The sequence below is a fragment of the Acidiphilium iwatense genome, from assembly GCF_021556475.1.
Lineage (GTDB): Bacteria > Pseudomonadota > Alphaproteobacteria > Acetobacterales > Acetobacteraceae > Acidiphilium > Acidiphilium iwatense.
This window is the reverse complement of sequence record NZ_JAKGBZ010000015.1, coordinates 18,557-43,850: the sequence shown is the minus strand read 5'-3', so window position 1 is coordinate 43,850 and position 25,294 is coordinate 18,557. Positions and strand designations below refer to the sequence as shown.

The window sequence follows — 25,294 nt, the reverse complement described above, 5'->3', positions numbered from 1 at the left end:
GCGCGGGCGGCACGAGGCGATGGCGGAGGCCGCGCGCGATCTTGTCGCGGTCGGCGCGCGGATGGACCGGCTGGGCTGGGTGCCCGGATCGTCCGGCAATCTTTCCGCGAGGCTCGGCGATACCGCCATCGCGATCACCCGCAGCGGAGTTCACAAGGGCAGGCTGACCGAGGCGGATATCATCGAAGTCGGGCTGGACGGCGTGGCGCTTCGCGCGGGCGACAAGCCGAGCGCGGAGACGAAGCTGCATTGCCAGCTCTATGCGCGGTTTCCCGAAACCGGCGCGGTGCTGCACGGGCATTCGGTTGCCGCGACGGTGCTGTCGATGGCGGTGCCGGGCGATGCGCTGGTGCTGGAAGGCTACGAGATCCTGAAGGCGTTTCGCGGCATCGTCACCCATGACACGCGGGTCGCGCTGCCGGTTTTCGACAACGATCAGGACATGGCGCGGCTCGCCGATGTGATCGCGCCGGCGCTTGATGCGGAGCCGATCGGCTATATTCTGCGCGGCCATGGCGTGTATGCCTGGGGGCCGGACGTGGAGCGCTGCTTCTGGCGCCTGGAGGCGCTGGAATTCCTGCTCCGCTGCGAACTCGAACGGAGGCGGATACGATGAGCGGCCTGAGAATTTTCGACGAGAACGCGCCAGGCGCGCCGATGCTCGATACCGGGGATCCAGCCGCGATCGCGCGCGAACTCGGCGCGATCGGCGTGCGGTTCGAGCGCTGGGACAGCCCGGTGACGCTCGATGACGATGCCGAGCCGGAGGCGATTCTGGCGGCCTACCAGCCTTATCTCGACCGGCTGATGGGCGAGACCGGGGCGGGTTCGGCGGACGTGATCAAGATGACGCCGGATCATCCGCAGGCCGGGGCGCTGCGCGAGAAATTCCTGAACGAGCACATCCACACCGAGGACGAAATTCGGTTTTTCGTGCGCGGATCGGGGCATTTCGTGCTGCATACCAGCGGACGGGTCTATGACGCGCTGTGCACGCAGGGCGATCTGATTTCGGTGCCGGCGAATATCCGCCACTGGTTCGATGCGGGGGCGAAGCCGGATTTCATCGCACTGCGGGTCTTCACCGATCAGTCCGGCTGGGTCGCGCATTTCACCGGGGATGCGATCAGCGCGCAATTTCCGGTCGCCTGAACCGATCATGTCCGGCGAGACCGTGCCGCCATCCGTGGTGCTGCTCGATATCGAGGGCACGGTGTCGCCGATCAGCTTCGTCCATGACGTGCTGTTTCCCTATGCGCGAGCAAGGCTGGGCGCGTTCATCGCTTCCCATAGCGGCGAGCCCGACATCGCGGCGGCGCTGGCGGAACTCGACGACATGACGCCCGGCGCGCAGCCGGTGCAGACGCTGCACGCGCTGATGGACCGGGACGCCAAGGTCGGGCCGCTGAAGCTGATCCAGGGGCGGATCTGGGCGGAGGGTTTCGCCGCCGGCGCGCTGAGCGGCCGGTTCTATCCCGAGGTCGCGCCGGTGCTGCTTGCGTGGCACGCGGCGGGGCTGGCGCTCGCGGTCTATTCCTCCGGCTCGGAGGAGGCGCAGCGCCTGCTGTTCGGCCATACCGAAGCGGGCGATCTGACGCCGCTGTTCGTCGGGTTTTTCGACACGCGGATCGGCGGCAAGCGCGAGGCGGCGAGCTATGCCGCGATCGCGCGTGCGCTGGGACGGCAGCCGGCGGCGATTCTGTTCCTGTCGGATGCCGAGGCGGAGCTTGCCGCCGCCGCCAAGGCCGGGCTCATGGTCTGCCAGCTCGTACGGGCGGAAGACGGCACCGCGCCTTCGGCGGCGCATCCTCACGCGCCCGATCTCGCGTCGGTCGCGGCGCGGTTTGGCCTGCCTCAGCCCTCATAACGGAGTTCTCGATGACCCTGCTGGAACGGTGGGCCGCGCGCGTCCCGGCCCCGCTCAAATCCGGCCCGTGGCGCGCCTTCGGCCTCGGACTGCTCGCCGCTTTGGCGCTGCCGCCGTTCTTTCTGCTGCCGCTGCTGTGGATCGTGGTGCCGGGCCTGCTGCGCCTGCTGGCGCGCGCGGGGGGCTGGCGGCGGGCGATCTGGCTCGGCTGGTGTTTCGGGTTCGGCTTCAACCTGCTCGGGCTGTTCTGGGTGACCGAGCCGATGCTGATCATGGCACGGCAATTCTGGTGGGCGGTGCCGTTCGCCGCGCCGGGGCTCGCGGCGGCGGTGGCGTGCTACATGATGCTGCCCGCGGCCGCGAGCTACTGGATCAGGCCGGTGACGGCCTTGTCCCGCCTTGCGATGATTTTCCTGTTCGCCGGCGCGCTGGCGATGGCGAATCTGGCGCAGCAATTCCTGTTCACCGGGTTTCCGTGGAATTACTGGGGCGCGGATTGGGCGCTGCCGGGCATCGCGGGTGTGGTGATGATGCAGCCGGCTTCGGTCGGCGGCATTTATCTGCTGACCTTGCTGACCGCGATCGTTGCCGGGCTGCCACTGCTCGGCCCGCGCGGTTGGGCGGCGGCGGGTGCCGTGCTGGCGGTCTGGGCGGGATTCGGCGTGTGGCGCACCGATGCCGGCCCGGCGCCGGACCACAATCTGACCGTCGCGATGATCCAGCCGGATTTCGCGGTGCCGGGCAGTTTCACGCGACCGGCACTGATCGCGCGCTGGCACCGCGATCTCGCGATGACGCAGCAGGCGCTGCAGGCCGCCGGGGCAGGACCGAAAGTGGTGGTCTGGCCGGAGACCGCGAGCCCGGCCTTGCTGCAGACCGATGCATCGGCGCGCGGCGCGATCGCGAGTGTCGCCGGCAATACCCCGGTGCTGGCGGGGTCGTTCCGCTATGCGCGCGATGGGCGGCCGCGCAATTCTCTGGTCGCGGTCGAGGGCGCGGGGCCGGCGGCGGCGTGGTACGACAAATGGAAGCTGGTGCCGTTCGGCGAGTACACGCCGAAATGGATCCCGCTCAAGATCACGCCGGGCGGCGGTTTTTCGCCCGGTCCGGGGCCGCGGACGCTCCATGTGAAGGGGATTCCGCCGGTCGGGCCGCTGATCTGCTACGAATCGATCTTTTCCGGCGAAATCGTCGATAAAAGCGACCGGCCGGCGTGGCTGCTGAACATCAGCGACAATGCCTGGTTCGGCGACACCACCGGCCCGCGCCAGGATTTCGCGACCACGCGGCTGCGCGCGGTGGAGGAGGGGCTGCCGCTGGTGATCGACACCAATTCCGGCATTTCGGCGGTGATCGGGCCGCACGGGCGGGTCGTGGCGAAATTAGGACTCGATCGGCGCGGGGTTTTGGCGCATAGACTTCCGGTTGCATTGCCGGTAACCCCTTATGGGCGGTTCGGGCTGACGATGGCCGGGATTCTCAGCCTCTATTGCGTTGTTTTGGGGCTGATTTTTTTGATCGTCTCGGTCACGTTGCGCACTGAAAGGCGCTAAGCAGCTCGTCTTAAAAATTGTTCACTCTTGTAGAAAATTTAAAATTTTGCTATCGCTGGTGGTAAGATGAGTGCTATACCAAATATCTGCGGTAGAAAGATTATGAAATGATAATTTTGTTTTTCGACAGTATCATTGTGTTTGATGACAGAATTATGACATATGACACCAAATGAATGTGATGAATTGTCTCGCCGATTTTCAGGAGATGTTGACCCCAGGCGCGGGGGAGCCGGGGGGTCGTTGCTGAATCGTTCTGGAAACCAATGTGTCGGGCGGTGACGAACGATCCGCCGGAGCGCCGGAGGCGTCGATGATCGCAAATGAGATGATGGATCGCACGGATCGGGACGGCAGGCCGAGCCCGATCGATGTTCATGTTGGCTCGCGCATCCGGCTGCGCCGCACTCTGCTCGGGATGTCGCAGGAGAAACTGGGCGACGCGCTGGGGCTGACGTTTCAGCAGGTGCAGAAATACGAGCGCGGGGTGAACCGGGTGGGAGCCTCGCGCCTGTTCGACATTTCGCGGGTGCTGGACGTGCCGATCAGCTTCTTCTTCGACGACATGCCCGAAGGGATGAACGAAACGCCGATGTCCGGCCCGCGTGGGCGCAGCCATGGTTTTGCCGAGGCGCAGGAGCCGTTCGGCGTCGGGCTCGACGATCAGTTGACCAAGCGCGAAACCCTCGAACTGGTGCGCGCCTATTACCGGATCAGCGAGCCGACGGTGCGCAAGCGGATGTTCGAGCTGATCAAATCCCTGGCGCCGGCGGACCCGTTTCCCACCGAATGATGGCCGATCGGGCGCCTGGCCTTCGCGCGGCGCTTGTGAAGTCGCGGCGCTGTTGGCTAAACGTGGAAGGATGAAAGCAACGCCCGGATCGCCGCTTGTCATCGCACCCAGCCTGCTCGCCGCCGATTTCGGCCGGCTTGCCGACGAGGTCGCCGCGGTGGAACGATCCGGCGCGGACTGGCTGCATCTCGACGTGATGGACGGGCATTTCGTGCCGAATATCAGCTTCGGCGCGCTGGTTCTGAGGGCGCTGCGCAAGCGGAGCAATCTGCCGTTCGACGTGCATCTGATGATCGCGCCGGCCGACCCGTATCTCGCCGAGTTCGCGGAGGCCGGAGCGGATCACATCACCGTCCATGCCGAGGCCGGGCCGCATCTGCACCGTTCGCTGCAGACGATTCGCGGGCTGGGCAAGCGGGCCGGGGTTGCGCTCAACCCGGCGACCCCGGCGGATGCGGTCGCGCATGTGCTCGATCTGGTCGACATCATCAATGTCATGACGGTCAATCCGGGATTCGGCGGCCAGCGCTTTCTCGACAGCCAGTTGCCGAAAATCGCCGAACTGCGCCGCATGGCGACGGCGAGCGGGCGGGAGATTCGCATCGAGGTCGATGGCGGGATCGACAAGGCGACCGCGCCGGCGGCGATCGAAGCCGGGGCGGACGTGCTGATCGCCGGCAGCTCGATTTTCGGCAAGCCGGATTACGCCGTGGCGATCGCGGCGCTGAAGCCGGGATCGTGACCGAGCGCGGCCCGGTAATGCGCGGCGCGCGGCAATGGATGGCGAAACTCGCTTCCCTGCGCGGCGCCAGCGTGCCGGATGCGCCCTCGCTGCCGGTGCGCGACCCCTGGCCCGGCGAGCCGGCGCGTGGCGCGCGAATCATCAAGGGCGAGATCGAATATCTCGGCGTGGTCAGGCCGCTGCGGCCGGGCGGGTTCACCTCCGGCGACGCGTCGGCGCCGATGCTCGCTCATATCCACGAATTTTCCTGGCTGCGCGATTTGCGGGCCCTGGGCACCGATGCCGCGCGGAGCCGGGCGCGGGCGCTGATCGAAGACTGGATCGATACCGAGGCGCTGCCGTCCCTGGCCGCCAGCCCGCCGGTGACCGGCGCGCGGCTCGCCGCGTGGCTCGGCCATTACGATTTCTTCGCCGCTTCCGCCGATGACGATTTCCGTCAGATGCTGATGGCGAAACTGGTCGCCGATGCGCGCCTTCTTGCCGCTTCGCTGCCCGCCGAGGTGCGCGACGGCAGGGCGTTTACCGCGATCAAGGGATTGATCGCCGCCTCGGTCGCGCTACCCGAACACGCGGCGTTCCTGCCGCGCGCGCTGCGCTTTCTGGCGCCCGAGATCGAGCGCCAGATCCTGCCGGACGGCGCGCATGTCGAGCGCAGCCCGGCGGCGCATCTCGCCGCCTTGCAGGATCTGACCGAAATCCGCGCGCTGCTTCAGGTCGCGCGCGCCGAACAGCCTGCGCAGCTGCCGGGGGCGATCGAGCGCATGGCGGTCGCGCTGCGCGCGCTGCGCCATGGCGATGGCGGGCTCGCGCTGTTCAACGGCACGCGCGAGGACTGGCCCAATCTGATCGACCTCGTGCTGAGCCAGGCGGGACGGACCGGGCGCAGCACCGCGTCGCTCGCCTATCCCGGTTTTCACCGGCTGGCCGCCGGCAAAAGCGTCGCGATCGTCGATGCCGGCCCGCCGCCCGCCGCCGGGCTCGACCGCAACGCCCATGCCGGCACGCTGTCCTTCGAGTTTTCCGCCGGGCGGGAACGGCTGATCGTCAATTGCGGTGCGGCGCCGGCTTCCGCCACCGATTGGCGCGACGCGCTGCGCGCCACCGCTGCCCACTCGACCATGGTGATCGCCGATGTTTCCTCGGCCGAGATCAGGCCTGACGGCCTCGGCCGCCGGCCGGTCGCGGTCGAGCTGCAGCGCCAGGAGGCCAATGGCGCACACTGGCTGGAAGCCAGCCACGACGGCTGGAAGAAACTGTTTGGCGCGGTCCATCGCCGCCGCCTGTACCTCGCCGAAAGCGGCGAGGATTTGCGCGGCGAGGACAGTATCGAGGCTGACGAACCGCAGCCCTTCACGCTGCGTTTCCATCTGCACCCCAACGTCACCGCCAGCCTGCAGCAGGACGGCGAGGCCGCGCTGCTGCGCCTGCCCTCCGGCCAGGGATGGCGGCTGCGTGCCGGCGGTGCGGTGCTCAGCGTGGAGGAGAGCATCTATTTCGGCGGCACCGAACCGCGCCGCGCCGAACAGATCGTGCTCACCGGCCAGCCAGACGGACCGCAACAGGTCAAATGGGCGATCACCAAGATGGGCTGAGGATAGGTTGAGGCCAGCGACAAACTGGCACCATGATTTGTGATTGTCTGGCCGGACATCCCGCCGATAAACAATGATTTCATCTGAACGAAACCGGAGACATCGCTCTCCGGTTCACCGGCTGAGGGATCATGAGATGTCAAGCTCCGACCTGTCGCTCCAGCATCATTGGATGCCGTTTACCAACAATCGCGACTTCAAGGCCGACCCGAAAATGGTCTACGGCGCCGAAGGAATCTGGCTGACCGGCGCGGACGGGCGGAAGATTCTCGACGGCAGCTCCGGCCTGTTCACCACCCCCGCCGGCCACGGGCGCAAGCGCATCGCCGACGCGGTGCATCGGCAGATGATCGAACTCGATTACATTTCGAGCTTCACCCGCGGCCATGAGCCCTCGTTCCGGCTGGCCGACCGGCTTGCCGCGATGCTGCCGCCGGGGATCGACCGGATCTTCTTCGTCAATTCGGGGTCGGAATCGGTCGATACCGCGATGAAGATCTGTCTTGCCTACCACGCGGCGCGGGGCGACGGCGACCGCAAGATGTTCGTCTCGCGGGAGCGCGCGTATCACGGCATGAACTTCGGTGGCCTGTCGCTCGCGGGCATGGTGCGCAACCGTCTCGGCTTCGGCACGGGGCTGCCGGGCATCGTCCATATGCGCCACACCGGGCTGCCGGAACATCGGTTCGTGTTGGGCGAGCCCGCCCAGGGCGCCGAGCTTGCCGACGATCTGCAGCGCATGGTCGATACCTATGGCGCCGACAGCATCGCGGCCTGCGTGGTCGAGCCGATCGCCGGATCGACCGGCGTTCTGGTGCCGCCGCGCGGCTATCTCCAGAGGCTGCGCGCGATCTGCGACCGGCATGGTATTCTGCTCGTCTTCGACGAAGTCATCTGCGGCTTCGGCCGCACCGGCAAGGCGTTCGGCGCGCAGAGCTTCGGCGTGACGCCCGATATCATCACCATGGCCAAGGCGCTCACCAACGGGGCGCTGCCGATGGGAGCGGTCGCGGTGCGGCAGAATATCCAGGACACGATCATGGCGGCGGCGCCGGAAAACGCGATCGAGTTCATGCACGGCTATACCGCTTCCGCGCATCCGGCCGCGTGCGCCGCGGCGCTGGCGGCCCTCGACATCTACGAGGAAGAGAATCTGTTCGAGCGGGCGGCGCAGATGTCGGCCTATTTTCTCGACACGGTCGCCGGGCTGCGCGATCTGCCTTCTGTCACCGATATCCGTGGGTATGGAATGCTCGCCGGGATCGATCTCGCGGCAGGCACCGGGCCGGGCGCGGGTGGCTATATGATGCAAAAGCGCTTGTTCGATGCCGGGCTTCATGTGAAGATCACCGGAGATACGATCATTCTCGCGCCGCCGTTCACGGTTAATGGCGGCGAGATCGATCAGATGCGCGATATTCTGCATGATGTTCTTGCGGCCGAACAGCGCGCCGCGGCGTAGGATGAGCGTTTGGCCGGGTTTCGGGAGATGATTTCAGAAGAATAGAACAATCCGAAAAAACCCCGGCACGAGAATCGATAAATGAGTGGCCTGCTTATCCCTGAAGTTCATGCAGGGAACTTCAGGAGCAGGACACGAGGAGGAAGGGTGCGTTGCAGGAAGAGATAATCGTTCAGGAAAACACGGCGCCGGCCGACGCATTGCCCGAGGCTCCGGCTCCGGCACTCGGAGCTGATCGCCCCCCGCCGGTTGCGCAGTTCCCCCTGCGGTGGCGGCACGTGTCCCGGTTCGCGACGGCGACGGCGTTGTGCGTGGCCCTTGTCCTGTGGGAACTTGTTTCGGTTCTGCATATTTTCCCACCGGTCGCCCTGCCGTCGCCGGTCGCGGTCTGGCACGCGCTCGTGCTGCTGCTGGTGCAGGGCTATGGCGGCCATTCTCTGCTCGACGACATCTGGATCAGTTCGGTGCGCATCGCGATCGGCTTTATCGGGGCGATCGTGCTCGGCGTGCCGACCGGACTGCTGATGGCGCGGAGCGATCTGATCTTTCGAATCATCGATCCGTTCCTGCAATTCGTTCGCCCGGTGCCGCCGCTCGCCTATATTCCGCTTCTGGTGGTCTGGTTCGGCATCGGCGAACTGCCGAAGATTCTCCTGATTCTGATCGGCACGGTTCCGGTCATCATCATCGGCACGATCTCGGGCGTCAGGGGCACGCCGTCGTTGCGGCTTTCCGTCGCGCGCACGCTCGGCGCCTCGGAAAGCCAGATCTTTCGCTATGTGATTCTGCCTTCCGCCTTGCCCGAGATTTTCACCGCCATGCGCGTCGGTATCGGCGTTGCCTGGACCTGCCTGGTCGCCGCCGAGCTGATCGCGGCGGATCAGGGGCTCGGGTGGCTCGTGCAATATGCCGGACAGGCATTGCAGGTTTCGATCGTCATCGTCGGGATCATCGTCATCGGCGTCATCGGCTATGCGATGGAACTGCTGATCCGGGTTTTCGAGCGCCGCGCCGTTCCGTGGCGTGGTCACGCGTAACAATAGGAGATCATCATGACGGCATCGCGTAAAATTCTCCTTGCAAGCCTGACGGCGGCGACAATGATCGGCGGGTTGGGAGCCGCCTATGCGGCGAAACCGCGCGTGGTCATCGGTTATGAGAATAACGGCGCCGATCCCTACATGGTGACCCAGTCGCTCGGCCTGTTCCAGAAGACGATTCCGGCAAACGTGACATTGAAATTCTTCGCGTCCGGCCCGGCGGCGATGAGCGCCCTGGCGTCGAACAGCCTGCAATTCATGTGCGGGCTCGGCGTGCCGCCGTTCGTCGCGGGAATTTCGCAGGGCCTGCCGCTCGCCATCGTGTTCAATCAGGAGCGCTATACGACGGCGGCGGGAATCGTCGTGCGGCCGGGAAAGGGGATCAAGACTGTCGCCGATCTGAAGGGCAGGAAGATCGCGATCGCCGAGGGCTCGCAATCCTCGTTCGAACTGGCGACGTTTCTGGCCGAAGCCGGTGTGCCGTTCGGCAGCGTGCGCCAGCTCAACATGTCGCCGCCGGAAATGCGCGTCGCCTGGACCACCAAAAGCATCGATGCCGCGATCGTCTGGGACCCGGTTTTCGACGCGCTGCGCGGGCTCGGCGGGCGCGTGCTCAAGACCGATGCCGAGTTGCCGCCCGATGCCTCATCCTACAATATCTGCATCGCCGACACCAAATGGGTTGCGGCACATCCGAAGCTGGCCACCGATTTCGTTCGCGCGCTCGATCAGGGCGTGACCTATACGAAGCAGCATCCCAAGAAGGCGCTGGCGATCATGGCGAAAGCCGCGGGCGTTACCCTGCCGGTCGCGAAATCCGAGCTGGCGGGATATCAGATTTTCTCCGCCAAGGATCAGACGACCCAGAATGTGCTCGGCTCCGGCAGCAATGTTGCTAATTCGGCCACGACCAAGACGCTTGAGAATACCGCCAAGGTCCTGCTGAAGATCGGCCGGATCACGTCTCTGCCGAAAAACCCGGCCGAAGCGGTCGAGCCGCGCTTCGCCGCGGCGGCGCAGTAGGGGCGGCGCCGATGCCAATTCTGGTTGATCGCGTCTGCAAGGATTTCGGCCCGTTGCGCGTGCTCGACGATGTGTCGCTGACGATCGAGGATGCCACCTTCGTGACCATTCTCGGCTCTTCGGGATGCGGCAAATCGACGCTGCTGAACATGCTGGCGGGATTGACGCCGCCCAGTGCCGGCCGGCTGACGCTGGACGGTTCGAATGTCACCAGGCCGGGGCCGGATCGCGTGGTGGTGTTTCAGCAGGCGGGGCTCTATCCGTGGCTGTCGCTGCGCGACAATATCGCCTTCGGCCTGCGCATGAAGTCCGCGCGATCGATCGATTGGGCGCGGGTCGATGAGCTGATCGAGGTCATGGGCCTGAAAGGATTCGAGAACCATCGCACCTACGAACTTTCGGGGGGAATGCAGCAGCGCGTCGCCATCGCGCGCGCGCTGGTGATGCGGCCACGGGTTTTGCTGATGGACGAACCGTTCGGCGCGCTCGATGCCCAGACCCGGCATACCATGCAGCAATTCCTGCTCGGGCTGTGGGAGCGGATTCGCGCGACCGTGGTGTTCATCACGCACGACATCGACGAAGCCATCCTGCTCGGCGACCGGCTGATCGTGATGAGCGCGCGGCCGGGCAGGGTGGCCCTGGAACGGGTTGTGCCGCTGGCGCGCCCGCGCCATTGGGACATGACGCTCGACCCGGAATTTCTCGATCTCAAGCGGCAGGCGATGGCGATTCTCGCGGCGTAAAGCCAACCGGCCTGGACAATGACCCATCCCCCCCCGTCATTGCGAGCCGGCGCAGCCGGCGTGGCGGAGCGTCGAAGGTTCCGGCAATCCAAGGGATTGCTGGAACGACGCGGAGGTAATCCATTTTGTTGCAGTGCTGTGCATGGAAAAATCGATTGCTTCCCCCTCGCGTCACGCGAATGCACGCCTTCGCGTGACGCTCGGTGTCGCAATGACGAGTTAGCGTCAGTCGTGAGTCGTAGGCTACGGCGGTTGGTATAAGCCGTGGTCTATGCCAATCGCTTGATGAACTGGGCGAAGATGCCGCCCTGAGACGATACGCCCAGTTTCCGGTAGAGATTGCGCTTGTGGATTTTTACCGTTTCCGGGGAAATTCCCATCTGGCCGGCAATGCTTTTTGCCGAATGCCCGCCGAGAATGAGCAGGGTGGTCTGAACCTCCCGGTCGGTCAGCGGCGGCCTGGCTTTCTCGCGCAGCCAATCCTCCAGGCGGACGAGCTGGTCGGGATCGTTCTGCAATCTTGAGGATTTCAGCGCGCCGTTGCCGTCGGCGTATGTGGCCTGGCGCATCAGCGGCAGCAGCCATGGCGTGTAGAGGCACAGCGCGCCGATTTCGGCATCGGTAAATCGCGCCTGGCCGCCGAGGGAGAGCGACAAAACGCCGAGATCGGGCAAGGGAAGCAGAAACTGGATCTCGTCGGCGACGACATTATGGACGAAATAATGGCGAAAATACTCGGTCTCCCGGAAATGTTCCGGCGCGACATCGTCGATTCGGAACAATCCGGGCGTGAACCGGGTCAGGGAAAACTGATAGAACGGGTCGAGGACATAGAGGCTGTTCACGTACTCGATGAATAGCGTATCCTCGGTCTCGTCCGCGCCGCCTTCGTAAAGCACGATCGGCGGGTAGCCGCCGCGGAAGATCACGGCAACCCAGGAATCGAACGGGACCAGCTTGCGCAGGAAGGTCGCGAGGGACGGCCAGAACTGGCCGGAGTCGAGACGCTCCACGAGATGTCCCAGGCGTTGGTGAAACGCCAAATCCGTCACCGGCAGCATCATCGATTATACCCTCCAATAGGTATAAGGGCGATCGCGCGATACCTCTTTTTGGGAATATCATTGCGCATCGTCAAAGTGCCAAGCTTGCTGGAAGTAATGACAAAAGCGAGGACTGAAAAGAAGGCATGTCAAGTTTATTATCTCCCGCCCCGTGCCGGCGCGCACGGGACATCGGTTTGCCGCTGCCGGGCACACCCGGACGGTTGAATGCCATTACCGACATTCCCGGCGTTTCCGTCGGCTTCACCACGCTGATCAACGACGATGCCGGTATCAGGACCGGCGTGACCGCGATCTTGCCGCGCCAGCGCGACGCGCTTTTGCATCCGGTCTGGGCCGGGACTTTCGCCATGAACGGCAACGGGGAACTGACCGGCTGCCATTGGATCAAGGAGGCCGGGTGGTTCACCGGGCCGATCACCATCACCAATACGTTTTCGCTCGGCATCGCGCACCATGCCACGCTGCGCTGGCTCGTGCGGCATTTTCCCGAGAAAGTCGGCAATACCCATTGGCCGCTGCCGGTCGTCGGCGAGACCTTCGACGGATGGCTGAACGATATCGCCGGGCTTCATCTGCGCGAGGAGCATGTGCTCCGGGCGATCGATACGGCGGCATCCGGGCCGGTGGCGGAAGGCAATGTCGGCGGCGGCACCGGAATGATCGCGTACGAGTTCAAGGCGGGTACCGGCACGGCGTCGCGGGTCGTGACGACCAGGGCAGGGACCTACCGGCTCGGCGTGCTGGTGCAGGCGAATCACGGATTGCGGCCCTGGCTCAACGTTTGTGGCGTGCCGGTCGGGGAGATGCTGCCGGAGAACAGTTTCTGGTCCGCCGAACGCGGCTCCATCATCGTCGCGATCGCGACGGATGCGCCGCTGCTGCCGACGCAGCTCCAGCGTCTGGCGCGACGCGCCTCATTGGGGATCGGCCGCGGCGGCACGCCGTCCGGCAACAATTCCGGCGATATATTCATCGCCTTTTCGACGGCGAACGATCCCGGCGAAGTGCCGGAGCCGGCGCTGCTGCGGTTCGATGCGATCGCCAATGACGATCTGGACGGGCTTTTCATCGCGACGGTCGAGAGCGTCGATGAAGCGATTCTCAATGCGCTGCTCGCCGCCGAAACCATGACTGGAAAAGACGGGCGCGTGGTGCACGCGATCGATCCCGATCGATTGGCTTCGTGTGTCTTGATGCAGCGCGGTCCGACGGCCGGGGCGCATTGAAACGAACCGTTAGAACGGACGACAGATAAAAGACTAAAAGACTATCCAACGGGAGGTAAAAATGGCTTTGATCGAAGACGCGATCGACAAGGATGCACCCGCATGGGTGCCTGCTGGAAACCTGAAGCGCGGCATGAAGGTTCTGGGGGTGCTGTTCATCACCCTGTCTTCGGTGACCCCGGCATCCTCTGTCTTCATCATCGTGCCGGGCATCATGCAGACGAGCGGTTCCGGCGCGTTTCTGAGCATGGTTCTCGCCGCGATTGTCGGGGTTTTCATGGCTCTTGTTTACGCCGAGCTGTCTTCGGCGTTTCCGTTGACGGGCGGCGAGTATGCGATCGTCGGACGGGTGGTCGGCCCGTTCGCCGGCTTCATCGTTCTGGGTATCCTGCTCGTCGGCAGCATTTTGATTCCGGCGGTTCTGGCGCTCGGCGTCAGCACCTATCTGAGCGTTCTGTTTCCCCATCTGTCGGTGGTCTGGACCGCCGTTGCCACCATTGTTTCGACCACAATCATCGCGATTCTGAATATCCGCACCAACGCGGTGATTACCGGACTGTTCCTGCTGCTGGAAATATTGGCGCTGATCGTTCTGGTCGTGCTGGGATTCCTGCATGTCAGCCGGCCGCTCGCCAGCCTCATCACGCATCCTGTGCTGTTGAGCCATGGGCATCTGATCGCAGCGCCGCTCGCCAGCATCGGCATGGCAACCTCGATCGCGATCTTCGCTTATAACGGCTACGGGTCCGCGGTGTATTTCGGCGAGGAAACCCACGATGCGCCACGGCACATCGCCCGTGCGATCCTCTGGGCGCTCGTCATCACCGTTCTCGCGGAGCTGGTGCCGCTGACCGCGGTTCTTCTGGGTGCGCCCGACCTCAAGGCGCTGCTTGGCTCATCGAACATGTTCGGGGATTTCATCGTCAGCAGGGGCGGCAGCGAGATCAATACCATCATCAGCCTTGGCGTTGCCCTGGCGATTTTCAACGCGGTCATCGCCACCACGCTGCAATCCGCGCGTATCCTGTTCAGCACCGGCCGCGATTCGGTGTGGGCGCCGGCCATCGACCGCGCCCTGAGCAAAATCCACCTGAAATTCCATTCGCCCTGGATCGCGACGCTGATCTGCGGCGGTTTTTCGGTGGCGGCGTGCTTCGTGAACGAGAACGTCCTGTTCGTCGTCACCGGCACCGGGATCATCTTCGTCTATGGATCGCTCTGCATCGCGGCGATCCTCGGACGGATGCGCGGCAGCACGGCGCACGCCCATTATAAAATGCCGTTCTTCCCGCTCGCTCCCGTCGCGGCGCTGCTGGTGCTGGGCTACGTGATCTATGCCAATTATCTCGACCCGGTGATCGGGCGGCCGAGCCTGCTGACCACGATCGGCATCGCGGTCGCCGCCGGAATCTATTACCTGGCCGTGCTGCGCCGCCGCGGCGCTTGGACGCTGCGGGGGCCCGAATAAATATGGGGCTGACGTAGATAGATGAGACAGCCGCTCTGAACAGGGCGGCTGTCGGCATGCTCGATCATGGACGCACGGGCGCTTCGCCGCGGCGGGGCTCGAAGAATGCGATTTTCAGAATCGAGGGTCTGCGGCGCGATGGGTGTGCCAGCCCCCGGTAACCGGCGCCGTTTCGGTTTGCTTCGCCGCCATAATCGTCATATCGATTAATTTTCTTGTCGAAAGCGATTATTTTGATGTCGAATGCCTTCATGTTCTAAACTCGGATAGCTTCGTCATGATCGCGTCGGCCAGCACACCTGAAGGCGGGCGAGACGACGCCGGCTTCCCCGTGGTCGGCATCGGGGCGTCGGCCGGCGGCCTGGATGCGTGCCGCAAACTGCTCGACGCACTGCCCGCCGGTCACGGCATGGCGTTGATTCTGGTCCAGCATCTCGACCCCACCCATGAGAGCATGCTGGTCGAGCTCCTGGCCAGCCATACCGCGATGCAGGTGCGTCAGGCGACCGACGGCATGGCGGTCGAACCAGACAAGCTTTACGTGATTCCGCCCGGCGCTTATCTGACGGTCGGTGGCGGCGTGGTGCATCTGTCACGCCCGCAGGCGCGCCATGGGGCACGGTTGCCGTTCGACCATCTGCTGCAATCGATGGCGGATGCATACGGCGCCCGCGCGGTATGCGTCATCCTGTCGGGAACCGGCAGCGATGGCTGCGCCGGGGCCAAGCAAATACGGATGAAGGGTGGGCGGGTCATCGCGCAGGCCCCCGAGGAAGCCGCCTATGACGGCATGCCGCGAAGCGCCATCACCGCCGGCGTGGTCGATCAGGTGCTCGCGGTGGCGAAAATTCCCGCGGCGCTGGCCCGGCTGCGCACCCATCCCGTCCCGCCAAGCGAGCCGGAAGGTGAGTCGGCCCCGAAGGCACAGCCGCACGCCGCGCCGGCGCCCTGGCTTGCCGACATCATCGGACTTCTGCGCAGCAGGACGGCGCATGATTTTACCCTCTACAAGCCGGGCACGCTGCAGCGCAGGATCGAGCGGCGGATGGCCCTGGCGGCGATCAAGCCCGCCGACAGCGGGCGCTACCTCCAGCGATTGCAGACCGACAAGACCGAACTCGATCTGCTGGCCCGCGACTTGCTGATCAACGTCACCAGTTTTTTCCGCGACCCCGCCGTTTTCGCGCCTCGATCTGATATCGTGCCGCAACCTGCTGATCTATCTGCGCCCGGAAGCACAGGCGAAGGTGATTTCGATGTTCCATTTCGGGCTGCGCGAAGGCGGGGTCCTTCTGCTCGGCCGTTCGGAAACGATCAACGGCGCCGACCAGCGGTTCGAGGTGATTTCGAAGCCGGAGCGGCTGTATCGGCATGTCGGGCGCAGGCGGCCGGGCGAGATCGATTTTTCGATCGGCTTCGGCCCTGGCGCACGCGCGCTGACCCAGCCGGGCCACGGACATGGACAGGCACAGGAACGCTCGCCGACCCGCCAGGCCGGCTTCGCCGAATTGTGCCGGCGCCTGGTGCTGGAAACCCACGCACCCGCGGCGGTGCTGATCAACCAAAAGAATGAAACCCTGTATTCGCTGGGCCCGATCGACCGCTATCTGCGGATCGCACCCGGCCATCCCTCCCATGATCTGCTGGCGATGACGGGGCAGGGCATGCGCACCAAGCTACGCTCGGCAATCCACCGGGCGATGGAACACAATGCCCGCATCGTCATCGCCGGAGGCAGTTTCGCGGCGAACGGCAGCAAGGTGGCGTTCGACATCGATGTGCAGCCGGTGCCGAACGAGGGTGAGCCACTATTTCTGGTCTGCTTCGTCGAGGCGCCGGCGCGGGCACGCGAGAAAACCGCGCCCCCCGGATCGTCCGCCGATCCGCGCGTCGCCGAGTTGGAACATGAACTGGCCGCGACCCAGGCCGAGCTTCGCGGCGCGATCCGCAATCTGGAACTCGCCTCGCAGGACCAGAAGGCCATCCACGAAGAGGCGTTGTCCGCCAACGAGGAATTCCAGTCCACCAATGAGGAATTGCTGACCTCGAAGGAGGAGTTGCAGTCGCTCAACGAGGAACTGACCGCGCTCAACGGCCAGTTGCAGGAAACCCTGGAACGCCAGCGCATCATTTCGGACGATCTGCAGAACGTGCTCTACAGCACGGACATCGCGACCCTGTTTCTCGATCGCGATCTGAACATCCGCTTCTTCACCCCTGCCACGAAGGCGCTGTTCAACGTGATCCCAGGCGATATCGGGCGCAAGCTGGCCGATCTGCGATCGCTCACCAACGACAATACCCTTCTGGGCGACGCGACTTCCGTGCTGGACAGCCTGACGCCGATCGAGCGCGAGATCGAGGCGCGGCAAGGCGCGTGGTTCAACCGCCGGATATTGCCGTATCGCACCCATGATGGCGGGGTGGGGGGCGTGGTGATCACCTTCACCGATATTACCGAGCGCCGGCATGTGGCGGATGCGCTGGCGGCGGCCAAGCACCAAGCCGAACTCGCCAATCGCGCGAAGTCGCGATTTCTCGCCGCCGCCAGCCATGATCTGCGCCAGCCGCTGCAGACCCTGGTTCTGATCCAGGGCATGCTGGAGAAACAGGGGCAGGGCGACATTCCGCGGGACCTTACCACAAAGCTGGGCCAGACCCTGGACGCGATGCTGAGCATGTTGAACACCCTGCTCGATATCAACCAGATCGAGGCGGGCGCCGTGCATGCCGACCTGGTCGATTTCCCGATCGGCGGTCTGCTCGGACGGCTGGACGACGAGTTCGCCTATCTGGCGAAGGCGCAAGGGCTGACTCTGCGCGTGGTGCCGTGCGGTCTTTCGATCCGAAGCGATCCGCATCTGCTTGAACAGATGGTCCGCAACCTGCTGTCGAACGCGCTGAAATATACCAGGCACGGTAAAATCCTGCTCGGGTGCCGCCGGCACGGCGGAACGCTGCGTATCGAGATCTGGGACGCGGGTATCGGCATTCCCGAAGCCGAACTCTCGGCGATTTTCCAGGAATACCACCAGATCGACAATGCGGCGCGGGAATACAGCCGGGGTCTCGGCCTTGGTTTGTCGATCGTGCAGCGGCTGGCGGACCTGCTGGGACATCGGGTACAGGTGCGGTCCCGCCCCGGCAAAGGCTCGGTCTTCGCCATCGAGGTCGCATTGCCGCCGTACGAGACGCTACCGCAACACGCGCGCCGGCAGAAAGCGGGAGATATCGCCGCATCGGACAGCCACACCGGCACGATCCTGATCGTCGAGGACGATCCCAAGATTCGCTCCCTGCTCGACCTGTTTCTCACCGAGGCTGGACACCGTACGGCGGCCGCGCGAGACGGCGCTGCCGCCCTCGCCCTGGTGGCGCGCGAACGGCTCCAGCCGGACCTCATCCTCACCGACTACAACCTGCCCGGCAACGTCAACGGCTTGCAGCTTGCGGCCACGCTGCGGCAGCGGCTGCGCCGCCCGGTGCCGGCAATTCTCCTGACCGGCGATATCTCGACCGACGCCCTGCGCAACATTGCCGGCGAGGACTGCGTGGCGCTCCACAAGCCGGTGCGACTGACCGCACTGACCAGCGCCATCCAGCGTCTGCTCGCCGCGCCGCGGCCGGCACCACAATCGCCACCCGTGGCGGCCGGTGCCGGATCAGCCCCACCCATCTGTATCGTGGACGATAACCCCGGCGTCCGTGAGGCACTTCGCGCGGCTCTCGAACGCGAGGGCAGGACCGTCAAAACCTATGCCAGTTGCGAAGCGTTCCTCGATGCCTACCATTCGGGCGGTGCCGTCTGCCTTCTGCTGGACGCCTACCTGCCCGGCATGAGCGGGCTCGATCTGCTGGCGCACCTTCACGAGGCGGGGTATCGGCTGCCGGTCATCATGATGACCGGCAGCAGCGACGTGCCGACGGCGGTTCGGGCGATGAAGGCGGGGGCGCTGGATTTCATCGAAAAACCGATCGGAAGCGGCGACCTGCTCGCCAGCATCGACCACGCGCTCGAACAGATGAGCAACGCGACCAAACGTTCCGCCTGGCGGGAGGACGCGGCGCGGCGCATCGCCGGCCTGACGGCGCGGTAGCGCGAGATCATGGAGATGATCCTCGCCGGGTATCCGAACAAAAACATCGCTGCCGATCTCGGCATCAGCCAGCGCACGGTCGAGGCCCATCGCGCCGCGATCATGGACAAGACGGGCGCGGCGTCGCTCCCGGCGCTGGCAAGGCTGGCGCTCGCCGCCACGTGGACCGGAGACGACACGCCGTTCGCCGAACCCGGGACGGGCAGGCCGTGATGGCCCACTTGCGGGTCAGTTTTTTTGATATGATACCAGCCGGCCTGAATTTTAACCCGTAGCTGAGCCTGGATCGTCATTGCGACGGCGAGCTTGCGAGGCGGAAGCAATCCATTTGTTCAATGCCGTGCTGTGGAAAAATGGATTACCTCCGCTGTCTTTCCATCGGCGTCAGCCGATGGAAAGACATGTGTGGACGGCGCCGTTTTGGCAAGAGCTTTCTTTCGGGATGACATTTGGTCGGGTGCAGCCATGTGTTCGGCCTTGAATGAAGCGGCTCTCATGGCCGCGTCAGTCTGAGCCGCATGGATACGGCCGCCGCTGGTCAACACGTAGGCGACAGGTCCAGTCCGCAGAATCGCGTCGACCGCACTGACGCCGCTGCCTCTGCCCAACCGCGCATCGACGATCATCAGGTCCGGCCGGCAGCGGGCCGCGGCGGCAACGGCGCCTTCTTCGGAGCCTTCGACCGCGCAGACCTCGTGACCCATATCGGTCAGCATCATCGCAAGTAGCGACGTGATCATCGCATCGTCATCGACGATCATAATTCGCAGCGCGTTCATTTCGCTCACGCTCGAGTCTCCAAGTTCTGGACGGGCGCTACTTTGGGCCGCGCCGATGAGACGGACGGTTTTGGATCAAACACGGGATCATAGAAGGCGTGCGTCGAGCGGCATAGACTCGGAAAATACCTTGCCTGCTCAGCAGGTCGAGAAGACCCCTATTAACCGCAACGGTGTCCGGGGCTCGGATAGGTAATTTTCGAGCATATTTTGCTCGAAGGACACTCGCGCCTGTTCTTCGACGCGGTCATGAGCGTCGGGCAGCCCGCGACGGCGGCGTGAGAAGAACAACGTGAACGAAGCGCCGAACGCCCAGCGTCATTCCGGTATCGGGCGGTGCAGGGCGACGCCGGGATCTATTACGTTGCCGTGCTGCGGCGCCGGGGCGCATGGACGCTTCGGGGCCGGAGTAAAATCCCGGCCTAGTAGAGAGAACGGGAGACGCAATCTCCCATGGCGCGATCCTTGCGAATTCCCCCCCCCCCTTGACTCCGTACTATGGTACGGATGCCATAGTGGGCACGAGGTGGTGAGATGAGAGCAGATTTGACCATTGGGATGGCCGCGCGGGCGGCGGGTGTCGGCGTCGAGACGATCCGCTTCTATGAGCGGCAGCATCTGGTCCGACAGCCGCCGAAGCCGGACGGTTCGGGCGCGCGGCGCTATTCCGCCGATACGGTCGGGCGCATCCGGTTCATCAAGGAAGCCCAGGAGCTCGGCTTCTCGCTGCGCGAGATCCACGAACTGCTGGCCCTGCGGGCCGATCCCGCTACCGACTGCTCGGAAGTCCGGGAGCAGGCTGTAGCGAAACGTGCTGACGTGCGGCGGAAGATCCAGCGGCTCCAGGATATCGGCGCCGCGCTGGAGCGGCTGATTGCGGCCTGCCCCGGCCAAGGCGCCTTACAGGCGTGCTCGATCATGGACGCCCTGACGCCTCGCTCCGGCGGGTGCGCCGAGAATGGGAGGCGCCAGCACACCAACCCGAGAAAATCGTCCTGCACAAAGCATAAAAAAGAGAACACGCGATGAAGAACACGATTTTCAGGATCGAGGGTCTGCGCTGCGACGGGTGCGCCAGCACCATCAAGGTATTGCTGGACAAGGAGCCGGGCGTGAAGGCGGTTTCGGTCTCGTTCGCAAGCGGCGAGGCTCGCGTTTTGTATGATCCAGGAATCGTCACGGAAGATCGTCTCGCAGCGACCATCGAACGCCCAGGCTACCGGGTCACGGCCCGACAATGACGCCGAATGTCGCTGTCACGACCGTTCTGCTGCCGATCGGGCTCGGTCTGCTGGGTTTCGTCGAACCCTGCACGCTGGGCACTACGCTGGTGTTCGTCGGATTTCTCGAAAGCAAGAGTGCCCGACGCAAGCTGGTCGAGACGATCGGGTTTGCCCTGACCCGCGCCGTGACGATCGGCCTGTTCGGCATGCTCGCGGCGTTCCTGGGAAGTCTGTTCCTCGGTGTGCAAAAAGATGTCTGGATCGCCCTGGGCAGCCTTTATGCCATTCTCGGCCTACTTGTTCTTACCGGCCAGACAGGACGTCTGATGGTCGCGCTCGGTCCCAGCCTCGCCCGTCTGTCGAACCTGCGTGGATCGCTCGGCCTGGGCGTGCTGTTCGGCTTTAACATTCCTTCCTGCGCGGCGCCTCTTGTCCTTGCCCTGCTTGGCACGGTCGCGGCGGGTGGTGCGGACGGCAGGCCGCTCGCCGTGGGATTTCTTTCGCTCGCGCTGTTCGGCCTGGTGCTGTCGCTGCCGCTCGTCGTCGCGGTGCTGTTCGCGCCGGCGCGCCGGGCGATCGATTGGCTGGGCGGCCTGTCGCGCCGCATGCCGATCATCACGGGACTGGTCCTGATTGCCGTTGGCCTCTGGTCGATCTGGTTCGGATTGTTCGTCTCGATCCGCCACCCGATGCCCGGAATGGGAATGCCGGGAATGAGAGGATAGAAAATGTCAGAAACAATTTCTACTGAAGCGTTCTGGACCGAAGAACCGTCAAACCGGCCCGACCGGCGCAAGATCCGCGCCCGGATCGGTGGCTTGCACTGCTCGCTCTGCACCGGAACCATCGAGAAGGCGCTCGGGCGCCAGCCGGGTGTCGATAAGGTGTCGGTCAGCCTCACCCATGAGCAGGCTCTCGTCGAATACGATCCGGGTGTCGCGCGCCCTGACCAACTGCTCCAGATATTGCGCGAGATCGGCTATACCGTCTCCGACCCGCGCAAGCTGCGCCCCTTCGAGGACGAGGAGCGCGACCTGGTCCGCGAGGGGCGGCGCTTTCTCACCGCGACGGCGTTCAGCCTGCTGGCGATCGCGTTGATCGCGAACCCGGCCAACGGTTCGGCCGCGATCACGCTCAGCGTCGCCGTGTTCGCGAGTCTGCTTGGTTTGGTCTTCCTCGTATTGCGCGCGCGTGGCCTCGCCCCGGCGATTCTCGGCACCGCGGTGCGGGCCGGTGCGGTGGTCGCGCTGCTCCTCGCGCGGCAGCTTGGTTGGGTTGTCGGAGCAACGCCCTGGATTGTCGCCGCGCTGGCCCTGGTCCTGGTCTTCGGCATCGGTCAGCACATCCTGGTGATGGCGTATCAGGCACTGCGGCGCGGCATCCTCAACCAGCATGTGCTGCTCGAAATCGGTGCTTTTGCGGGCATGGCCGGCGGCATCATCGGACTCGTGCTGAAGCAGCCGGGTTACCCGACCGCGCCGTTCTTCGCCGTCTCGGTGATGGTCATGACCTATCACATCTTCTCGGAGTGGCTGTCGCTCATCGTCAAGACGCGCAGCTCGCAGGCAGTGAAGAAGCTGCTCGACCTGCAGCCGGAGACGGCCCGCATCCTGCGGGGTGAGATCGAAATCGAGGTGCCGCTCGCGGAGGTGAAAGTTGGCGATCTGGTGCGGGTTCGCCCCGGCGAGCGCGTGCCCGTGGACGGCGTTGTCGTGAGCGGTCGCTCCGGTGTTGACCAATCCCTCGTGACCGGGGAACCAATCCCGGTCGAGAAAGCGGAAGGCGCCGCCGTCATCGGCGGCTCGATCAACGGCACCGGCACGCTGCTGGTGCAGGTCACGGCGGTCGGCGAGGCCAGCTTCCTGAACAAGGTCATCCGCGAGGTCGAGGATTCGCGGGCACTCAAGCCGGGTCTGCTGCACCTGGTTGACCGCGTGTTGCGCGTCTATACCCCGACGGTGCTGCTCGTCGCGATGACGGCCTTCGTGGGCTGGCTCATCGGCTCCTGGCTCGGCACTGGGCACATCGATGTGGAGCGGGCGGTATTCGCCGGCTTGAGCGTGCTGGTCATGGGCTATCCGTGCGCCGTCGGCATCTCCGCGCCGCTCTCCATCGTGCGCGGCGCCGGCGAGGCCGCCGAACAGGGCATCCTGATGCGCACCGGCGAGGCATTCCAAGGCTTCCGCCTGGTCCGCAAGATCGTCCTCGACAAGACTGGTACCCTCACCGAGGGCCGTCCTGTCCTGCACGAGGTCGAGACACTCGATGGGATCGGGGCGGACGAGCTTCTCGCTTTTACCGCCGCTGCCGAGGCGTCCTCGGAACATCCGCTCGCGCAGGCGGTGGTCAAGGCGGCGTTCGAGCGCGGCGCCGTCCCGCCCGAGGTTGACTCCTTCGATGCGATGCCCGGCAAGGGCGTGGTCGCGCGCATTGAAGGATACGACGTGCTGGTTGGCAATCCGCGCTTTCTGACGGAGCGCGGCGTTGACCTGACAGCGCTGGCCGAGCGTATCCGTTCGCTTGAAGAGGCCGGGCGGACGGTGATCGCGGTGGCGCGCAACGGGCGTGCTCTCGGCTGCCTGGCTTTGGGCGACACCATCCGGTCCGAGGCTAGCGGGGCGATCCAGGCGCTGCGCAAGGCGGGAATGGTGCCGATCATGGTCACCGGCGACAATGCGCGCGCGGCTCGCCGCGTCGCCAGCGATCTCGGCATTGACGAGGTGCATGCGGGAATACTGCCCGACGGCAAGGCGGAAATCGTGCGCCGCCTGCAGGCCGACCGGAGCAGGGTTGCGATGGTGGGCGACGGCATCAACGATGCGCCGGCACTGATGCAGGCGGATGTCGGGATCGCGATGGGCGGCGGCACCGACATCGCCATCGAGTCCGCCGACATCATCCTCCTCTCCAATCGGATCGACGCGCTTCCGGTCGCCCGGATGATCAGCCGGAACAGCTACCGCAAGATGCTGCAGAACATCTCCCTGGCCTTTCTGTTCAACGGGATCGGCATCCCGGTCGCGGCGACCGGGCTGATCTACCCGGTCTGGGCAATGGTCGCGATGGCGGTCAGCGTCACGGCGATTTTCCTCAACTCGCTCTGGGGACGGCCGCGCCTGTTCTTCAACGCGGTCATGAGCGTCGGACATCCCGTGGAGACGGCGGCGCTGCGAGCGGAGGCGGCAGCGTGAACGCCCAGCGTCATTCCGGGATCGGGCGATGCCCAGCAGTTCCGCCTGCGTCGGCACCTGATCCAGAACGAGGAAACCGACGATTGCCGCGGTTGCCGGCAGCAACGAAAGCAGCAGCGCGAAGCTCGCGCGGGGCAGACGCCGCATGGCGAGCTGGTCGCAGACATAGGGGATCACCGAGGAGGATACGCCCACCCCGAACGCCGCGAGCAGAAGCTCCGGGTGGTCGAACGCGGGCAGGGCGGCGCGGATGCCGATCGGCAGCGCGGCCAGCGATGCGATCAGCATGGAAGCCGCCAGCCGGTCTATCCCGGACGCGCCCGCCCGGCTCGACGCGATGCGGTGGCCGAGCAGGATGTAGAGCACGAACAGCGCGCAATTGGCGAAGGCGAAGACATATCCGAGCATCTCGCCGGCAAGGCGAATTTCGGTGAGCACATGGACGCCGGCGATCGCCAGGACGAGGGCGGCAAGGTTGCGCCGGGTGCGCGCGCCCGCGGCGGCGACGGCGATGGGGCCGAGGAACTCGATGGCGCCGACGGTGGCGAGCGGCAGACGCGCGATGGCCTCGTAGAAAACCATGTTCATGACCGCCAGAACCACGCCGAGCGCCACGACAATACCCTGGTCCCGCCGCGGCAGTGCGGCGAGGAACCGCCAGGGTCGCAGCCAGAGTGCGAACACCAGGCCGGCGCTTGCGATGCGCAGCCACGCGACACCGGAGGGCGCGATGCGTGCGAACAGGAGCACGGCGAAGGACGGACCGAGATAGTGGAAGACCGCGCTGGCCAGGAACCAGGCATACGGGGGCAACTGGTCGGCGAGCGCGGGTGCGCGGCTCTCCACCGGAGCATGAACGTTGGTCGCCATGCCGGTATGATCGCATGTCTATCCAGCTCTATGAATATCGAATGGAAGGTAGTATTATGGTTTTGAATTCAGGTTAAAAAGAGAAAATGCCAATTGGCCTTCAATCGGAATTACTGCGCGATCGGCGGAATGTCGAGCTGCTGAGCCTGCTGCGCGACGATCCGCGCATGGGCACGGCCGAGCTGGCCCGGCGGGTGGGGATGTCCGCGCCGGCGGTGCGCGAGCGGGTGATGCGGCTGGAGGAGGCCGGAATCATCGTCGGCTACCGGCTGGAGCTGAACCCGGCCGCGCTCGGGTATCCCGTGTGCGCCTATGTGCGGGTGCGCCCGGCGCCGGGCCAATTGCCGAAGGTGGCCGAGCTCGCGCGCAGGCTGCCGCAGGTGGTGGAGTGCCATCGGGTGACCGGCGACGATTGCTTCGTGCTCAAGATCCATCTGCCGGCGCTCGACCGGCTCGACGAGGTGCTGGATCAGTTCCTCGCCCATGGGCAGACCACGACATCCATCGTGCAGTCGACGCCCGTGCCGTTGCGCGGGCTGCCGCTGCCTGACTAAC

23 protein-coding genes and 2 pseudogenes are annotated in these 25,294 nt (G+C 64.9%); 21 read left to right on the top strand and 4 right to left on the bottom strand.

Features of this window, described 5'->3' with window-relative positions; genetic code table 11:
- Positions 1 to 19: 19 nt before the first annotated feature.
- The 11 genes from L2A60_RS09585 to L2A60_RS09535 all read left to right on the top strand — a co-directional run bounded on the left by L2A60_RS09585 (position 20) and on the right by L2A60_RS09535 (position 10,818).
- Positions 20 to 616: a methylthioribulose 1-phosphate dehydratase gene (locus L2A60_RS09585; RefSeq protein WP_235704154.1), complete on the top strand. Its 597-nt coding sequence runs from the start codon at positions 20 to 22 to the stop codon at positions 614 to 616.
- Positions 613 to 1,152 carry a 1,2-dihydroxy-3-keto-5-methylthiopentene dioxygenase gene (locus tag L2A60_RS09580; RefSeq protein WP_235704153.1) on the top strand — a complete coding sequence of 180 codons (540 nt, stop codon included), beginning with the start codon at positions 613 to 615 and terminating at the stop codon, positions 1,150 to 1,152. The genes L2A60_RS09585 and L2A60_RS09580 overlap by 4 nt, the downstream gene beginning before the upstream one ends.
- A gap of 7 nt (positions 1,153 to 1,159) precedes the next feature.
- Entirely contained in the window at positions 1,160 to 1,867 is a 708-nt protein-coding gene (gene mtnC, locus L2A60_RS09575) for an acireductone synthase (protein WP_235704152.1), read from the top strand.
- 11 nt (positions 1,868 to 1,878) lie between these two features.
- Positions 1,879 to 3,420, top strand: a complete 1,542-nt coding sequence (gene lnt / locus L2A60_RS09570) for an apolipoprotein N-acyltransferase (protein WP_235704151.1) — start codon at positions 1,879 to 1,881, stop codon at positions 3,418 to 3,420.
- A 313-nt stretch (positions 3,421 to 3,733) separates the two neighbouring features.
- Positions 3,734 to 4,213: a helix-turn-helix domain-containing protein gene (locus L2A60_RS09565; RefSeq protein ID WP_235704150.1), complete on the top strand. Its 480-nt coding sequence runs from the start codon at positions 3,734 to 3,736 to the stop codon at positions 4,211 to 4,213.
- 70 nt (positions 4,214 to 4,283) lie between these two features.
- Positions 4,284 to 4,955 (top strand): ribulose-phosphate 3-epimerase, encoded by a 672-nt coding sequence (gene rpe, locus L2A60_RS09560; RefSeq protein WP_235704149.1) that lies wholly within the window; start codon positions 4,284 to 4,286, stop codon positions 4,953 to 4,955.
- A 17-nt stretch (positions 4,956 to 4,972) separates the two neighbouring features.
- Positions 4,973 to 6,547 carry a heparinase II/III family protein gene (locus tag L2A60_RS09555; protein WP_235704190.1) on the top strand — a complete coding sequence of 525 codons (1,575 nt, stop codon included), beginning with the start codon at positions 4,973 to 4,975 and terminating at the stop codon, positions 6,545 to 6,547.
- A 136-nt stretch (positions 6,548 to 6,683) separates the two neighbouring features.
- Entirely contained in the window at positions 6,684 to 8,009 is a 1,326-nt protein-coding gene (locus L2A60_RS09550) for an aminotransferase class III-fold pyridoxal phosphate-dependent enzyme (RefSeq protein ID WP_235704148.1), read from the top strand.
- Between the two features lie 278 nt (positions 8,010 to 8,287).
- Complete coding sequence (locus tag L2A60_RS09545; protein ID WP_235704147.1) at positions 8,288 to 9,046, top strand: ABC transporter permease; 759 nt, start codon at positions 8,288 to 8,290, stop codon at positions 9,044 to 9,046.
- Between the two features lie 15 nt (positions 9,047 to 9,061).
- The gene (locus L2A60_RS09540; protein WP_235704146.1) at positions 9,062 to 10,072 is read left to right on the top strand and encodes a taurine ABC transporter substrate-binding protein; all 1,011 of its coding nucleotides are present in this window, start codon (positions 9,062 to 9,064) and stop codon (positions 10,070 to 10,072) included.
- An 11-nt stretch (positions 10,073 to 10,083) separates the two neighbouring features.
- A complete protein-coding gene (locus L2A60_RS09535; protein ID WP_235704145.1) occupies positions 10,084 to 10,818 on the top strand; it encodes an ABC transporter ATP-binding protein in 735 nt (244 codons plus the stop codon).
- 269 nt (positions 10,819 to 11,087) lie between these two features.
- On the opposite strand, the gene L2A60_RS09530 is transcribed toward L2A60_RS09535, so the two are convergent.
- Positions 11,088 to 11,882: a helix-turn-helix transcriptional regulator gene (locus tag L2A60_RS09530; RefSeq protein WP_235704144.1), complete on the bottom strand. Its 795-nt coding sequence runs from the start codon at positions 11,880 to 11,882 to the stop codon at positions 11,088 to 11,090.
- Between the two features lie 125 nt (positions 11,883 to 12,007).
- Here L2A60_RS09530 and L2A60_RS09525 point away from each other — a divergent pair, with 125 nt between their 5' ends.
- Both L2A60_RS09525 and L2A60_RS09520 read left to right on the top strand, forming a co-directional pair.
- Positions 12,008 to 13,111 (top strand): DmpA family aminopeptidase, encoded by a 1,104-nt coding sequence (locus tag L2A60_RS09525; RefSeq protein ID WP_235704143.1) that lies wholly within the window; start codon positions 12,008 to 12,010, stop codon positions 13,109 to 13,111.
- Between the two features lie 61 nt (positions 13,112 to 13,172).
- Positions 13,173 to 14,579, top strand: a complete 1,407-nt coding sequence (locus tag L2A60_RS09520) for an APC family permease (RefSeq protein WP_235704142.1) — start codon at positions 13,173 to 13,175, stop codon at positions 14,577 to 14,579.
- A gap of 64 nt (positions 14,580 to 14,643) precedes the next feature.
- Here L2A60_RS09520 and L2A60_RS09515 read toward each other — a convergent pair whose 3' ends face one another.
- Complete coding sequence (locus L2A60_RS09515; protein ID WP_235704141.1) at positions 14,644 to 14,832, bottom strand: hypothetical protein; 189 nt, start codon at positions 14,830 to 14,832, stop codon at positions 14,644 to 14,646.
- 24 nt (positions 14,833 to 14,856) lie between these two features.
- Here L2A60_RS09515 and L2A60_RS09510 point away from each other — a divergent pair.
- From L2A60_RS09510 to L2A60_RS09500, 3 genes and pseudogenes are all read left to right on the top strand, one after another.
- A pseudogene (locus tag L2A60_RS09510) lies at positions 14,857 to 15,678 on the top strand (chemotaxis protein CheB); the annotation flags it as partial.
- Between the two features lie 94 nt (positions 15,679 to 15,772).
- On the top strand, positions 15,773 to 18,676 hold the full coding sequence (locus L2A60_RS09505; RefSeq protein ID WP_329603567.1) for a response regulator: 2,904 nt from the start codon (positions 15,773 to 15,775) through the stop codon (positions 18,674 to 18,676).
- A gap of 9 nt (positions 18,677 to 18,685) precedes the next feature.
- On the top strand, positions 18,686 to 18,889 hold the full coding sequence (locus L2A60_RS09500; protein WP_235704140.1) for a LuxR C-terminal-related transcriptional regulator: 204 nt from the start codon (positions 18,686 to 18,688) through the stop codon (positions 18,887 to 18,889).
- A 119-nt stretch (positions 18,890 to 19,008) separates the two neighbouring features.
- Here L2A60_RS09500 and L2A60_RS09495 read toward each other — a convergent pair whose 3' ends face one another.
- Entirely contained in the window at positions 19,009 to 19,455 is a 447-nt protein-coding gene (locus L2A60_RS09495) for a response regulator (RefSeq protein WP_235704188.1), read from the bottom strand.
- Between the two features lie 546 nt (positions 19,456 to 20,001).
- Between L2A60_RS09495 and L2A60_RS09490 the strand changes: the two genes are divergently transcribed.
- Genes L2A60_RS09490 through L2A60_RS09475 form a run of 4 tightly spaced genes read left to right on the top strand, consistent with a single transcriptional unit; the run spans position 20,002 to position 23,869 of the window.
- Positions 20,002 to 20,484, top strand: coding sequence for a MerR family transcriptional regulator (locus L2A60_RS09490; RefSeq protein WP_316044766.1), 483 nt, complete (start codon positions 20,002 to 20,004; stop codon positions 20,482 to 20,484).
- On the top strand, positions 20,481 to 20,696 hold the full coding sequence (locus L2A60_RS09485) for a heavy-metal-associated domain-containing protein (protein WP_013640708.1): 216 nt from the start codon (positions 20,481 to 20,483) through the stop codon (positions 20,694 to 20,696). Before L2A60_RS09490 ends, L2A60_RS09485 begins: the two co-directional genes overlap by 4 nt.
- The gene (locus L2A60_RS09480) at positions 20,693 to 21,403 is read left to right on the top strand and encodes a cytochrome c biogenesis protein CcdA (protein ID WP_235704138.1); all 711 of its coding nucleotides are present in this window, start codon (positions 20,693 to 20,695) and stop codon (positions 21,401 to 21,403) included. The genes L2A60_RS09485 and L2A60_RS09480 overlap by 4 nt, the downstream gene beginning before the upstream one ends.
- 3 nt (positions 21,404 to 21,406) lie before the next feature.
- Entirely contained in the window at positions 21,407 to 23,869 is a 2,463-nt protein-coding gene (locus tag L2A60_RS09475) for a heavy metal translocating P-type ATPase (protein WP_235704137.1), read from the top strand.
- Positions 23,870 to 23,953: 84 nt separating this feature from the next.
- Here the strand turns inward: L2A60_RS09475 and L2A60_RS20880 are convergent.
- Positions 23,954 to 24,277, bottom strand: a pseudogene (locus L2A60_RS20880) (hypothetical protein); the annotation flags it as partial.
- Between the two features lie 548 nt (positions 24,278 to 24,825).
- On the opposite strand from L2A60_RS20880, the gene L2A60_RS09465 reads away from it, so the two are divergent.
- Entirely contained in the window at positions 24,826 to 25,293 is a 468-nt protein-coding gene (locus L2A60_RS09465; RefSeq protein WP_235704135.1) for an Lrp/AsnC family transcriptional regulator, read from the top strand.
- The last annotated feature ends 1 nt before the right edge of the window (position 25,294 follow it).